Origin of the sequence: Bacillus sp. PSXD-155 (genome assembly GCF_049310765.1) — a bacterium.
Lineage (GTDB): Bacteria > Bacillota > Bacilli > Bacillales > Bacillaceae_G > Bacillus_A > Bacillus_A cereus.
Genome location: NZ_JBMOWC010000007.1, coordinates 251,655 through 265,756 on the forward strand (window position 1 = coordinate 251,655; position 14,102 = coordinate 265,756).

Consider the following 14,102-nt stretch of genomic DNA (forward strand, 5'->3'; position numbering starts at 1 on the left):
AAATAATATGGATAAGAAAAAATATATCGAAGAAGCAAATAAGATGTTAGCAAAAGCATATATTCCGTATTCGAAATTTCCTGTTGGCGCAGCATTAGTTACGAAAGAAGGTAAAATCTATACTGGTTGTAATATAGAAAATGCTTCTTACGGTTTATGTAACTGTGCAGAAAGAACAGCGATCTTTAAAGCAGTATCAGAAGGAGAGCGCGACTTTAGTTACTTAGTTATTACAGGAGAAACTGATGGACCGATTTCACCATGTGGTGCGTGTAGACAAGTAATTGCTGAATTCTGTGATCCGAAAATGCCTGTATTACTAACGAATGTAAAAGGTGATGAAAAAGAAGTGACTGTTGAGCAATTACTTCCAGGTGCTTTCACAATTGACGATTTAAAATAAGTTAAAAAGCCATTTTGCAATTATTAATTGCAGAATGGCTTTTTTGTTCATATTCCGTTCATAAACTTTGCGTAAAATGATTGCAGCGAATATGGAAAGTTTACAGCAGGAGGAATATAATGAAGAAATTCTATAATGCGGCATGTAGTTACTTATTGGTTTATGATTTTGCTAAAAAAGTCATTTAAATAGATAGGAGTGGAAAGTATGATAGCACTTTTATCAAGTGTCATAGCGGTTTGTATGGCTGTTGGGGTAATGTTTCTACGTTTTAAAGCAGCGAAAAAGCCGGTAACGAAAAAGAAAATTATATTACCACCAATTTTTATGAGTACAGGCACGATGATGTACTTTTTACCAGATTTTCGATTAACATCGTTAGAAATAGTCGAGGCAATTAGTATAGGGATTATTTTCTCTATTTTTCTTATTAAAACAACTAAGTTCGAAATAAAAGGCGAACATATATTTATGAAACCGTCAAAAGCATTCATATTCATTTTAGTAGGCTTATTAGCTGTACGCGTGGCATTAAAGTCATATTTAAGCCAATCAATTGATTTGGCAGAGTTAAGCGGCATGTTTTTCTTACTAGCATTTGCGATGATTGTGTCGTGGAGAATTGCGATGTATCGCTCGTTTACTAAATTAGAAAAGACAATAAACAGAGCTGGAATTTCTATATAGGAAATCCAGCTCTGTTTATGTTTTATTGAAATTCTTTAGCGCGGAACTCATTTGCTTAATTTTAAACGTATTTGAGCATCTTGTAATGCAACTGGTGTAACGTTAAGACCATTCGAATCAACAATTTTTGTATTTAATAAAATGGAATCTAGGCTTCCACGAAATGTTTCTGTATAGTTTTGACGTAACATTTGTTGTTCTTGTTTTTCATCAACTGTTAATCCAGATGTTCTTTCTTTTTTTGATAATTCATTAATACGGAATAAAATGTTTTGCATTTGTTTTCACCTCTAGTTAGAATTAATTACATTAGTTACTTACTAATGTATAGTTATTTTAACCTATCTTTCATTAAGTGTCAACGTCTATAAAAATTTCTTTTTTGTAAGGGTATGGAGTGAAAAAGGATGTGAATAACTTAATGATACTTGAAATAGAAAAGATGTTAATATACAATACCGTAGTAGGGTATAAAATTTGTTGTTTTACATTATGAAAGAAATGAGCACAAAGGAGTATGTAATAATGAATGCAGTAATTTCAAAGAAAGAAACAATCATCTCATATACGATTGCTATTTTATTTATTTTAGCCATGGTAACAGCGGGTGTGTTATTAAATGATCCGGAAGTTATTCTGCCGGAAATAGCAGCGATGGCAATTGCTTTATGGGCGTATCGTGAGCCAGGATGGTTAAGGCAACCAGAAAAAATCTTCATTGCACCTTCAATAACAGCTGTGATTGGTTTTATGGTGAATCAAATGGATATTGCTTATTTAGGGAAAGTAAGTTTAACGCTTGTATTCATGATGCTTTTTTTACGTGTAATTCAATCCAATTTAGCACCATCTATTGCGACAGGTTTATTACCATTAGTAACAAATGCGACGGAATGGTCATTTGTTATCGCGGTATTCGCTTTAACATTTATTTTAATGGTTGGTGTTCTTATATTTAAATTGAATAACGGTATTAAGCGAAAAGTGCAAATACAGTATAAATATATGACTGTATTTCTCATACTAAATTTCGTATGGATTAGTTTATGTTGGATAACTGGTTATGAACAATTAGCAGTTATTCCACCAATATTAGTTGTTGTATATGAATCACTTCAAAAGCCGATGTACAATGAAAAAATGGCTTTTAAACAAATAGTAGTATTAACTACATCTGCAACTGTTGGAACAATATTGTACTTTGCGATTGATTCATGGATTGTAGTCACTTTATTAAATATGATATTAATGCTTATTTTATTAAAAATTGTTGGTGTACGTATTCCAGCAGTGTATGCATTTCCATTATTGCCGCTCGTATTTCCAGATGGAATGATAAAGATGTTACCAGTAGCTTCATTTGTCGCGGGAGTATTTTTATTTGGTGCAGTACTACTGTATAAAAAGTGGGAGATGAAGCAAAAGGGCATGGCAATGTAGATAGAGTAAAGATAGCTTTTAATTAGTAAAATAAATAGACACCTGTGAGTGTCTATTTATTTTATGAAAAATTTAGTTTAATTCATTTAAGTAATGAACAAGTTCTGATGCTTTAGAGAAAAATGGGGAATGATCAGCTTCTAAAGTAATAATTTTCTTGCAAGCTGTTTCTGTATTCATTCGGCGCTGAAAATCAATTGGAATCGCCCTATCTAGAGTCGTTTCAATATAAATGCGATCAATGGCTCCAAAGTTTTCTTCAGATATTTTCAGCTCTTGTTGGAAGGGTCCTAGTGGTTGAGGACGCATTTGATTAAAAGATGCTTCTTTAATAGAACCGTCTTCTGTAGCATTTAAAAATGTTTGTTCAATTAGATTAGGTATAAGTTCAGCAGTCAAGTCATTTTCATTTATAGTGAATTGCGGGCCATCTTCTCCGTCTAATTTACTACCAAGACTTTCTCCATTTCGTGGTAAGAAAGCACAAAGATATACTAATTTATCGATTTTATTTGGTATAAGTTCAGCAGTTTGAGTAATAACGATTCCACCCATACTATGTCCAACAAGAATAACCTTTTCATTTTGTTGATTTATATTAGCTGTTACTGCATCAACATAGGAATCTAACGTTATATTTTGTGAAGGAGTTGTATCTTTCCCACTTCCAGGTAAGTCTAGTGTAATAACAGTGTGACCTAAAGCCTCTAGTTGAGGTTTTACTAATTCCCATGCCCATTCACCTTGCCATGCTCCATGTACTAAAATGTAAGTACTCATTTAATCAACACTCCTCTAGGGTATATAAGTTTCATCTATTTGTAATATTGATGATGTATACTCAGTGTAAATGAAGTGGTTTCATAAATATAATGAAGGTTATTTATAGATGATATAAATATATTTTATATAAGGAGAACAGAATGAATGTTTTTGATTTTAAAGTCTTTACATATGTGGCTCGTTTAAATAGTATTAGTCTGGCAGCAAAGGAATTACATATGACACAGCCAGCAATAACACATATTATTAACAAATTAGAGAAACGATATGCTATAACGTTATTTGATCGCTCTAGACAAGGAACGATTCTAACTGAAAATGGCAAAGAATTTTTAGTTGGTGTGAATCGACTTCTAATGGAGTATGAAAAACTTGAGGAAACAGCTTTCCAGTTGAAGAATAAAAGCTTGTATAAAATTGTACTAGCTACGTATCCTTCCGTTACTGTATATTGTTTGGCGGAGTGTATTCAACTAGGGAATATTTATCATAGTCAATATGTACTTGCAGTTCGAGAAGGAAGCTATCAAGAAGTGTTAGATTGGCTATCATCAGGTAGTGCAGATTTTTCTATTTCTATAAAAGAAAATTTAATACAAGGATTTCATTATGATGTCATTGGTGAAGATCCGTATGTTATGGTTTCTTCAAAAAAAGTTCCGCCTAACCTTACTATTAATGATATAAAAAATTATCCTTTTATTATGCCGCTTTCTGGTTGCAAAGAAGTGCTCGAACCGTATTTGATGAAAAATGAAATAACAGTTAATAAAGTGATGGAGTCAGAATCAATTAGTTCAGCATTAGCACTTACTATACAAGTTAATGGTATAACAATCGTTCCGTTATCAGGACTACATAAGCAAATTATTCATGACTTCATTGTACAGCCGATAGAAATTACAATTCCACGACAACTTATTATGCAATGGTCACCTAAAAAAGAGAATGACCCGCTGTTTCTCGCGTTTGTTAAGAATTTATTAGCTCAACTACAGCAAAAGAAAAAATGAATATAATATTACAAAAGATAAGCTCATTTCACTAGAGCTTATCTTTTGTATGTATTACCAATAAAGAGCAGTATCATAAAATCCGATTAAAATAAGGAGAAAACCAGCTATACGCTGAATGCTATTTCCTATTTTCCTGCTCTTCTTCAGTAATGCCCCGTTTAATCCCAGATAGGAGATGAAGGACATTAATACGACGATAGGAAGAGCAGTTCCTATCGAAAAGAACGTTGGAAACAAGTAACCATAATTATATGATAAAGATAAAGGGATTAACGTTCCAAAAAATAGAACGAACATAGTCGGACAAAAAGCTAAGGAAAAGAAGAATCCAAGTAAAAATGAGCCAACTTCATTTTGTTCTCGTATAAATTTGATTGAGAAGAAGTTTCTTGCTTTTATAATACCTGCCAACATTAACCCCATTAAAATTAATAGGGGTCCCATCATTTTTCGTAACCATGGGAAATACAAAGTTAATATTTGCTGAATCTCTTTTCCTAAAAACCATACTAATAGTCCAAGTATCGTAAAAGCCATTATTTTTCCTAAAATGAATAACAGTAGATGTTTCCATACATGTCCCTTTTGTAAAGATTGAGTGCTATAAAGTGTAATAGCACTAATGTTTCCTGTTAATTGGCAAGGAGCAAGGGTACCTACTATGCCTAATAAAAACGAAAATAAAAGAGGTACAGATTTCGTAGTATTCGCGGCATCCATTAAAGGAGACATGAGTTGATAGCTCCATTCACTTATTGTTGAAAACACGTTATATTCACCCTTCTACTTAAATTGGAATGTTCCTTCATTAGCAATCTGCTTCCACGTATTACCCTCATCTGTAGAGATGAACACATTTGATTTCATTGTAGCAAATACGATTTCAGCTGAATTTTGAGGGTTTTGTGAAATATACATAATTGCATCTTTAGAATCTAAAGGTGGAATTTGTATGTTTGTTTCTTCATTTGTAGCAATTGATTTCTTCGTTACGATTTGCTTATTAATAGGGGCGTAAATAACATCTTCATTACTTAATGTAATTGCGGTCGATTCAAGTGATTTAGAGAATAGTTCAAATGTATTTCCGTAATCTGTAGATAAGTAAACACCGTCTTTAGCACTTACCGCGACTACACTAGATTGATTCGGATGTACTGAAAAGGAATGAATCGTACTTGAAAGACCTTTTAACTTACTATTTTTCCATTCTTGTCCGTTGTTCGTACTGAAATAAAAACCTTGTTGTAATTCAGAATTAGGACGTTCGTTGTATAAATAAATTGCTTCCGTATTATATCCGACAGCAAGGTTATGAAAATCGGATTCTCCATAAAACGCTAGCTTTTCAAGGGTATTACCGCCATCAGAACTTTTCAATAATCCTAAAGGATTTTTTAAATTTGCACCTGGTTCAGGGTGACCGCTGGCAAAGAATCCGTTCTTCGTTGCCTGAAATCCCATATAATCATGTAGCTCAGTCTTAGTTTCAAACCATTTTCCATTTTGATAAACTTTTATCCCGCTATGAGTGGCGATAGAAATACCAGACATATTTCCTGCATAACCAATTCCGTGAATGTGCTCGATTTTTCCAGATGTAATTTCTTTATAGAAGTCTTGCGGACTCGTATTTGCTGTTTCTGTATTTTTTGGTTGAGATTGCGCCGTTTCGAAGTTGCTAGAACATCCAGAAATTATTAATAAAGAAGTAATTGCTAAACCTGTTGCTACATAATGTTTCAAATTTGTAGACCCCTTTCCTATACATGAGATTTTAAGTATATGGAATAAATATCAAGAAATTGTGGAGTGGTATGCATAATTTAGCGTGGAAGGGGCCCTAGTAATGAAAATTCTCCTTTCGCTATGAGTATAATTAATTGACGAAAAATTATAACAATAATAGAATGAATTGTATTGATGATTAGTTTCACAAGCATACATAGAACACTAGGGGGATTATTATGAAATCAACATTTTTTGCTCAAAATAGAGAAAGACTAACGAAAACATTACCTGATGAATCCGTTACGATTTTATTTGGGGGACAAGCACCGCATATGTCAGCTGATGCACATTATAAATTTGTACCGAATCGTAATTTTTACTACTTAACGGGAATCGATGAACCAAATGTTATTTTTATGCTGAAAAAGTTTGGGAATAGTGTAGAAGAGACACTTTTCATTGAAAAATCAGATCCAGTAATGGAAAAATGGGTTGGGAAGACAGTTTCTAGCGAAGAAGCAGAGGGAATTTCAGGTATAAAGAAAGTTTTATATTTAGATAGCTTTGAAAAAGCAGTATCAAATATACTCTTTACAGAAAATGCGAAGCATCTATATTTAGATATAGAACGTCGCGAGTGGAATGGTACGGAGACAAAAACATTAGCATTTGCTAAACATGTAAGAGAACAATACCCACACGTAACAATTGGTAATGTATATCCGAACATTTGTGAATTACGAGTTTTTAAAACCGAGGAAGAAATTGAAATTATTAAAGAAGCGATTGCTATAACGAAAGACGGTATTTACAACGTACTTAAGCATGCAAAAGCAGACATGATGGAGTATGAATTAGACGCTCAATTTGATTTTACACTGAAATCATCTGGCATTAAGCATCATGCGTTCAATACAATTTTGGCAAGTGGTAAAAATGCTACAGTTCTTCATTATGAAGATAATGATGCACAAATTCAAAATGGTGATTTAGTATTGCTAGATTTAGGTGCACAAAAAGACTACTATAACGCTGATATTAGTTATACATTCCCGGCAAATGGAATATTCTCTAGTCGTCAAAAACAAATTTATAATATTGTATTAAAAGCATTAAAAGAAACAACAGAGATTATTAAGCCGGGATTAAAGTTCGCTGCATTAAATGAGCATACAAAAAAGGTACTGGCAGAAGAGTGTAAAGCAATTGGTTTAATTCAAGAAGATGAAGAGTTATCAAAATACTATTATCATGGTGTCAGCCATTTCCTTGGTTTAGATACACATGATGTAGGAACATATAAAGATAGAATGTTAGAAGAAGGTATGGTTATAACAATTGAACCTGGTCTTTATATTGAAGAAGAATCAATTGGAATTCGTATTGAAGATGACATTCTTGTAACGAAAGACGGGTATGAAAACTTGTCAAAAGATATCATTAGAGAAGTTGAAGAAATTGAAGAATTTATGAGTGTAAATAATGAACATGTAAAAGGAAACCAAGCAGTAGTTAAATAATAAAAGAGTCATCACTAATTTATTTGAACTTTATCTCGAATCGTGGACAATTAAAAAATCCATGATTCGGGATAGGGTTCTTTTCTTCGAAATACTAATCTTTAATTATTAATCCTAATAAAGTAGCAAACTGAACAGCTTGATATGTTGATACTTTACATCCTCTTAAATCGTTCACTGAAACTGTAAGTGTATCAAAGGTAGAAGAACTAATATCTATCCCCTTCAGTGATGTCTGATCAAAATTAGCTTCATCAAGACTACATAATTGGAATTCAACTTTTTTAAGTTTACAGTCAAAAAAATCTGCATTATTTAATGAAGTTTCATTAAATATAATTTTTTCTAGTTTAGAATTTCCAAATGCCGCTAAATTCAAAATTGAATTCTCAAATTTAACATTTCCTAAGCTAGATTCTGCAAAATTAACCCCGATTAATTTACTGTTTTTAAATTCGACTCTATGAACAGAAGAATTGCTTAAATTAACATTTGATAAATCGCAGTTTTCAAAACAAACATCTGTAATATCAATATTGCTAAAGTCTGTATTAGTGAATTTACAATTCTTTATCACTGCATCATACAATCGCACTCTATCTACAGATTCATTTTCGAAAGTGGAGTCTAGAATTTCACACACTTCTAATGTTGGATCTTCTTCATAAAAAATATCTTGAAAATTCTTTGAAGATAACTCTGGTGAAATTTTTGGTCTATCAATTTTCATCGTATATCAATCCTCTTCTATTTGATATATTTGTGTAATTTGAGTCCATTGTCTGTAAAGAACATTAGTTCTTATTATACAAAAATCTAAGTTCTTTTGTGAAGAGCATTTTAGCTACATTTTTCTTATTCAATAATAGCAGTGTTATTGTTTCTTAAGAAATAACGTCAAAACAAATACGAGAACGGCTAATATAGTCGCTACAAGGAAAGCATTTTGTATTTCTAAAATATTCGCCTCTTGTAATGTCTCCGCTTTTAGTAATCTTCCAATTAGCTTACGTAAGATCTAATTACATCTCCTTATTTTCTTGAAAATCAACTTCTATAATGATTTTGAAAAAGAAAAAGGGGGGATTTTCCATGAAGCGATTTGTATTAGCAGCCATTACAGTCTCTGTAATATTTTTAATTGCTGCCTGTTCTGTGACGACAAATACAACAAATGATCATAAAAATATGAATGATAAAAAAACACTACAGACTGAAACAGCTACAACACCATTGAAGGTTGAAAAAGGACCAGAAGTTACTTTAATAGCGAAAGAAGAAAAGCAAAAATTAAGTAACGGTGTTATTGTTCCAGTCTGGACATTTAATGGCTCATCTCCTGGTCCAGAAATTCGGGTGAAAAAAGGTGAAAAGGTGAAAGTGACATTAAAAAATGAATTATCTGCACCAGTATCTATTCATTGGCATGGATATCCTGTCCCAAATAACATGGATGGAATTCCGGGCGTGACACAAGATGCAGTTGAACCCGGAAAAAGTTTCACTTACGAATTTGAAGCGAACGTACCAGGAACGTACTGGTATCACTCGCATCAAGATTCTGTAAATCAATTAGATAGAGGTTTGTATGGAGCGCTCATTGTAGAAGATACAAAGGAAAAATATGATAAAGATTACACATTAATGTTGGATGAATGGGTTACAGATAAAGAAGAAATGAATAAGCAGTTAAAAGAAATGACAAAAGGGCAAATAGGTAATAAATCTAAAGGTAATGAAAATACGAAAAAGAATGACGATAAGAACGGCATGGATCATTCCGGTATGGACATGGGCAGTGATCAAAAAGACTCTGGCAATATGACAGGAATGGACCATGGAAATATGAAGATGGAAGGTCATGATATGAGTATGTACGATTTATTCACAATCAATGGAAAAAGCGGTGATTTAGTAGCGCCATTAAAAGTGAATAAGGGAGATAACGTTCGTCTTAGACTCGTCAATGCTGGTTATCTATCACATGATATACATGTTCATGGCCATGATATAAAAGTAATTGCGACAGATGGTCAACCAATAAACGATCCAAAAGTTATAAAGGATAAAGTAATTTCAATCGCACCGGGTGAACGTTATGATATTGAATTTACTGCTAATAATCCTGGGAAATGGTATGTTGAAGACCATTCAAAAAATAAAGGTGCAAAAGGAATGAAAGCTGTTATTGAGTATGATGGCAGCAAAGAGATGAAAGATAAAGCAGACGAAAAAGAAAAATTACCGAAAGTAGATATAATGAAATATGGTACTAAAAAATTAGGTAGTTTCACATTAAATCAAGAGTATACTGCCACATATAATATGGACTTAAATACGCAAATGAATGGAAATGAAATGGTATATACAATTAACGGAAAGGTATTTCCGGATATTGACCCAATTCAAGTGAAAAAGGGTGATTTAGTAAAAGTGAAGTTGGTAAATCGTTCTAAAATGGATGATCACCCAATGCATTTACACGGACACTTTTTCCAGGTGTTGAGTAAAGATGGAAAACCGATAGAAGGTTCTCCAATTGTAAAAGATACATTGAACTTAAAACCGGGTGAAGAATATGAAGTAGCCTTTGTAGCAGACAATCCGGGTAAGTGGATGTTCCATTGTCACGATTTACACCATGCTTCAGCAGGGATGGTAACGGAAGTGAACTATACAGATTATAAATCTGACTATGTTCCAAACCAAAACATTCCTAATAAGCCAGAATAATAGGAAGCAGTTATCCTTTGGATAGCTGCTTATTCATTTTTGTTGCAAGTACTAATGTATGTGTTGATCATGCCCGGATGAAGGTGAGGGAGTATGATCTGGGAATGTCGCGAATACGGCAACGATAATTACTACACTAATTGAAAGTAATAACAAAAAACGCTGTTGAATAAAAGTAGAAAAGTTCTCCGATAACAATTGAATCACACAGGACATAGTAATCGTTATAGTAAGTAAAAGGCTAATGAACAATATATTATGAGCTTGTTGAGCGTTTAACATTTCTGTAATCATTGCTCCCATCATACTTGCCATTAATCCAGAGAACATTCCTTCTAAAGCAGTATATAGGTGAAAACGTAGACCGATTAAGAAACCGATAAAACCACTAATTAAAATAGCAAGCAAAGTAGAATATAGTAATTCCCCCTTAAAGAGAATGCCTAAGTAAAAACCAATACTTAAACCGATACTCATACTAAAAGACATAATAAATACCATATACTCCATTAGGGTACCCTTACGTTTAGAAATATAGGATGCAATAAGAATTGAGGTACAGCAAAGTGTTAAGGTAGTTAACGTATAAGCAAACATTATGATACCTCCTTGTCCTATCGTTCATTTCATCATATGTGTACTTATGATAATTTATATCTGCATATTATCTGCACAATTTCATAGATGTAAGCAAAGGAACGCTTGATTTGTTAGGGCGTCTTTTTTAATTATAAGCATGTGAAAGAAATTGTTATATTATGAGTTTCTATTGTGAAGCCATAAAGAATAAGCGTATAATATTATAGGTCTCCCATTTGCGAGACAAACCGCGAATGATAAATAAGATTGTTGTTTTATCATCGCTTCTAAACATATAGACAATGAAAGTAACACTGGAATACAGATAGGGAGTTATAAAATGAAATTAATTATTGCCGAGAAACCAGATCAAGGGTTGGCTCTTGTTTCACAGTTTAAATATCGCCGGAAAGATGGATATTTAGAGGTAGAAGCGAATGAGTTATTTCCAAATGGAGCGTACTGTACATGGGCAATTGGTCATTTGACGCAGTTATGTAATCCAGAGCATTATCACGCAGAGTGGAAAAAATGGTCACTTAATACATTACCGATGATTCCAGAACGTTTTCAATTTGAAGTAACAAAGTCAAAGTATAAGCAATTTAACGTTGTGAAACAGCTGTTACATAATCCACAGGTAACAGAAATCATTCACGCAGGAGATGCTGGTCGTGAAGGGGAACTGATCGTACGAAATATTATTAATCTTTGTAACGTGCAAAAGCCGATGAAACGTCTATGGATTTCATCTTTAACGAAGCAAGCTATTTACCAAGGATTTAAAAATCTACTTGATGAATCAGATACAATTAATACGTATTACGAAGCATACACAAGATCTTGCGCTGACTGGGTTGTTGGTATGAATGCATCACGTGTCTTTAGTATTTTGTTAAAGAAAAAAGGAATGAATGATGTATTTTCTGCTGGTCGTGTCCAAACACCAACGTTAGCATTGATTGTAAAGCGAGAGAAAGAAATTGAAAACTTTAAGTCAGAGCCTTTCTGGGAAGTGTTTGCAACCTTTAATATAGAAGGAAAGAAATATGACGGAAAATGGGAAAAGGATAATGAATCCCGCTTAAAAGATCCTGATATGGCGAATAAAATTGCGGCATTTTGCCAAGGGAAACCGGCTGTTGTGAAGGAAATGAAAACGGAGCGTAAAGAGTTTCAGCCGCCGCTTTTATTTAACTTATCATCACTGCAAGCAACGGCAAATAAAGCCTTTAAGTTTTCACCGAAAAAGACGCTTGATATAACGCAAGCACTATATCAAAAAGGGATTGTTTCTTATCCACGTTCAGATTCTAACTATGTTACACAAGGAGAAGCAGCGACGTTCCCTGATATTTTACAGAAGTTAAGTCAGTTTGATGAATATAAAGGCTTATTACCGGCTCCGGTTGAATCCATTATGAATAACAAGCGTTATGTAAATGAAAAGAAAGTAACAGATCACTACGCAATTATTCCGACAGAGCAAGTTACAAACCCAAGCAGACTATCAGGTGATGAAAAGAAAATATACGATATGATCGTAAGAAGGCTTATTGCAGCTCATTATGAAGTTGCAATCTTTGACTATACAACGATTGTAACGCTTGTAGATGAACGTGCTGAATTCATTTCAAAAGGAAAACAGCAAATTCAAGAAGGTTGGCGTAAAGTTATTTTCCAAGACGATAAAGATGACGAAACCATTCTTCCAATTGTAGCTGAAGGCGAAGAAGGAAAAGTTGTAAAGGTGAAAGTGAAAGAAGGAAAAACACAGCCACCGAAGCGCTATACAGAAGGACAACTTATTACGTTAATGAAAACAGCTGGTAAGTATTTAGAGAATGAAGAGCTGGAGAAAGTATTAAAGAAAACAGAAGGTTTAGGTACGGAAGCGACTCGCGCAGGTATTATTACGATGCTGAAAGACCGTAAGTATATAGATGTAAAGAAAAACCAAGTGTATGCGACTGATAAAGGAAAAGTATTAATTACCGCAATTGGTGATAAAATACTAGCTTCACCGGAAATGACTGCGAAATGGGAACAACGTCTTGCGGAAATTGGTGAAGGTACAGCTTCACCAGCTACATTTATGGAACAGACGAAAAAGCTATCAGCTAAAATTATTGAAGACGCAGTGGAAATGTCTGAGAAGTGGGATTTCACGGGACTACATGTTGAATCGATTGAACGGAAAGGATCGAAATTTACAACGGGTAAAAAGGTTGGTAGCTGTAAAAAATGTGATGGTGATGTAATTGATAAGTCAACGTTTTACGGTTGTTCTAACTATAATACAACGCAATGTGATTTCACCATTTCAAAGAAGATATTAAGTAAAACAATTTCGCAAAAGAATATGACAAAGCTCTTAAAAGGTGAAAAGACTGATTTAATTAAAGGCTTTAAAAAGGGCGAGAAAACGTTTGATGCGAAATTAGAGTGGAAAGATAATAAGATTAATTTTGTATTTGAGAATTAATTTGTTAAAAGAGCATGACTGAACTGCACCCCAATTGTTAGACACAGTCTAACAATTGGAGGTGCAGTTTTTCTATGGCTAAATTTACAGCTGATGAAAAAATACAAATCGTTCTACGTTATTTGAACGGAAATGAAAGTTATCGAGAAATGGGTAGATCGCTCGGTATAAGTGACACAATCATTTTGAATTGGGTAAACCAATATAAACAGAATGGTCTGGAAGCTTTTCTAAAACGATGTACAAATTACACACAACAATTTAAACTAGACGTACTAAACTTTATGATTGAAAACGGTATGTCCTTATTTGAGACGGCAGCTATCTTTAATATTCCTGCCCCTTCAACGATTTCTGTTTGGAAAAAACAGCTCGAAACACAAGGAATTGATGCCCTTCAATCTAAGAAAAAGGGGCGTCCATCCATGAAAAAAGATTCAAATAAACAATTAAAACAACCTTTAGCTGAAGGGTCAGTCGAAGTACTTGAAGCACGCATTAAACAGCTTGAGATGGAAAATGAGTACTTAAAAAAGTTAAATGCCTTAGTTCAAAACAAGGAAAAATCACAAAACAAGACAAAGCGCAAGTAGTCTATGAATTAAGGCATAAATATTCGGTCAAGGCACTCGTGGAGCTAGCTACTATTCCTCGAAGCACGTATTATGATTTAGTAAAGAAAATGAATCGTCCAGATGTAGATGCCGATTTGAAAGCTGAGATTA

General features: G+C 33.5%; 13 protein-coding genes and 1 pseudogene. 8 read left to right on the forward strand and 6 right to left on the reverse strand.

Annotation, left to right across the window (positions count from 1 at the left end; translation table 11 throughout):
- Positions 1–7: 7 nt before the first annotated feature.
- Positions 8–403, forward strand: a complete 396-nt coding sequence (locus tag ACO6VI_RS11040) for a cytidine deaminase (protein WP_000358521.1) — start codon at positions 8–10, stop codon at positions 401–403.
- A 207-nt stretch (positions 404–610) separates the two neighbouring features.
- Positions 611–1,090: a CcdC family protein gene (locus tag ACO6VI_RS11045; protein ID WP_000561070.1), complete on the forward strand. Its 480-nt coding sequence runs from the start codon at positions 611–613 to the stop codon at positions 1,088–1,090.
- 47 nt (positions 1,091–1,137) lie between these two features.
- Here ACO6VI_RS11045 and ACO6VI_RS11050 read toward each other — a convergent pair whose 3' ends face one another.
- Positions 1,138–1,368, reverse strand: a complete 231-nt coding sequence (locus ACO6VI_RS11050) for a DUF896 domain-containing protein (RefSeq protein ID WP_001179618.1) — start codon at positions 1,366–1,368, stop codon at positions 1,138–1,140.
- A gap of 247 nt (positions 1,369–1,615) precedes the next feature.
- Here ACO6VI_RS11050 and ACO6VI_RS11055 point away from each other — a divergent pair, with 247 nt between their 5' ends.
- Positions 1,616–2,530, forward strand: coding sequence for a membrane protein (locus ACO6VI_RS11055; RefSeq protein ID WP_000994724.1), 915 nt, complete (start codon positions 1,616–1,618; stop codon positions 2,528–2,530).
- A gap of 72 nt (positions 2,531–2,602) precedes the next feature.
- Here the strand turns inward: ACO6VI_RS11055 and ACO6VI_RS11060 are convergent, their stop codons facing one another.
- Positions 2,603–3,310 carry an alpha/beta fold hydrolase gene (locus ACO6VI_RS11060; RefSeq protein WP_023521695.1) on the reverse strand — a complete coding sequence of 236 codons (708 nt, stop codon included), beginning with the start codon at positions 3,308–3,310 and terminating at the stop codon, positions 2,603–2,605.
- 143 nt (positions 3,311–3,453) lie between these two features.
- Here ACO6VI_RS11060 and ACO6VI_RS11065 point away from each other — a divergent pair, with 143 nt between their 5' ends.
- Positions 3,454–4,326, forward strand: a complete 873-nt coding sequence (locus tag ACO6VI_RS11065; protein ID WP_063547067.1) for a LysR family transcriptional regulator — start codon at positions 3,454–3,456, stop codon at positions 4,324–4,326.
- Between the two features lie 54 nt (positions 4,327–4,380).
- On the opposite strand, the gene ACO6VI_RS11070 is transcribed toward ACO6VI_RS11065, so the two are convergent.
- Positions 4,381–5,097, reverse strand: coding sequence for a sulfite exporter TauE/SafE family protein (locus ACO6VI_RS11070; protein WP_222592260.1), 717 nt, complete (start codon positions 5,095–5,097; stop codon positions 4,381–4,383).
- A gap of 15 nt (positions 5,098–5,112) precedes the next feature.
- A complete protein-coding gene (locus ACO6VI_RS11075; protein WP_088020851.1) occupies positions 5,113–6,075 on the reverse strand; it encodes a F510_1955 family glycosylhydrolase in 963 nt (320 codons plus the stop codon).
- Positions 6,076–6,296: 221 nt separating this feature from the next.
- Between ACO6VI_RS11075 and ACO6VI_RS11080 the strand changes: the two genes are divergently transcribed.
- Positions 6,297–7,580: an aminopeptidase P family protein gene (locus tag ACO6VI_RS11080; protein ID WP_088020852.1), complete on the forward strand. Its 1,284-nt coding sequence runs from the start codon at positions 6,297–6,299 to the stop codon at positions 7,578–7,580.
- A 94-nt stretch (positions 7,581–7,674) separates the two neighbouring features.
- On the opposite strand, the gene ACO6VI_RS11085 is transcribed toward ACO6VI_RS11080, so the two are convergent.
- Positions 7,675–8,310, reverse strand: coding sequence for a pentapeptide repeat-containing protein (locus tag ACO6VI_RS11085; protein ID WP_078993426.1), 636 nt, complete (start codon positions 8,308–8,310; stop codon positions 7,675–7,677).
- Positions 8,311–8,672: 362 nt separating this feature from the next.
- Between ACO6VI_RS11085 and ACO6VI_RS11090 the strand changes: the two genes are divergently transcribed.
- A complete protein-coding gene (locus ACO6VI_RS11090) occupies positions 8,673–10,313 on the forward strand; it encodes a multicopper oxidase family protein (protein WP_161519789.1) in 1,641 nt (546 codons plus the stop codon).
- A gap of 51 nt (positions 10,314–10,364) precedes the next feature.
- On the opposite strand, the gene ACO6VI_RS11095 is transcribed toward ACO6VI_RS11090, so the two are convergent.
- On the reverse strand, positions 10,365–10,910 hold the full coding sequence (locus ACO6VI_RS11095; protein WP_161519790.1) for a hypothetical protein: 546 nt from the start codon (positions 10,908–10,910) through the stop codon (positions 10,365–10,367).
- 322 nt (positions 10,911–11,232) lie between these two features.
- Between ACO6VI_RS11095 and topB the strand changes: the two genes are divergently transcribed.
- Together topB and ACO6VI_RS11105 are read left to right on the forward strand one after the other, a co-directional pair.
- The gene (gene topB, locus ACO6VI_RS11100) at positions 11,233–13,377 is read left to right on the forward strand and encodes a DNA topoisomerase III (RefSeq protein WP_000766771.1); all 2,145 of its coding nucleotides are present in this window, start codon (positions 11,233–11,235) and stop codon (positions 13,375–13,377) included.
- Positions 13,378–13,451: 74 nt separating this feature from the next.
- Positions 13,452–14,102 (forward strand): annotated as a pseudogene (locus tag ACO6VI_RS11105) (helix-turn-helix domain-containing protein); the annotation flags it as partial.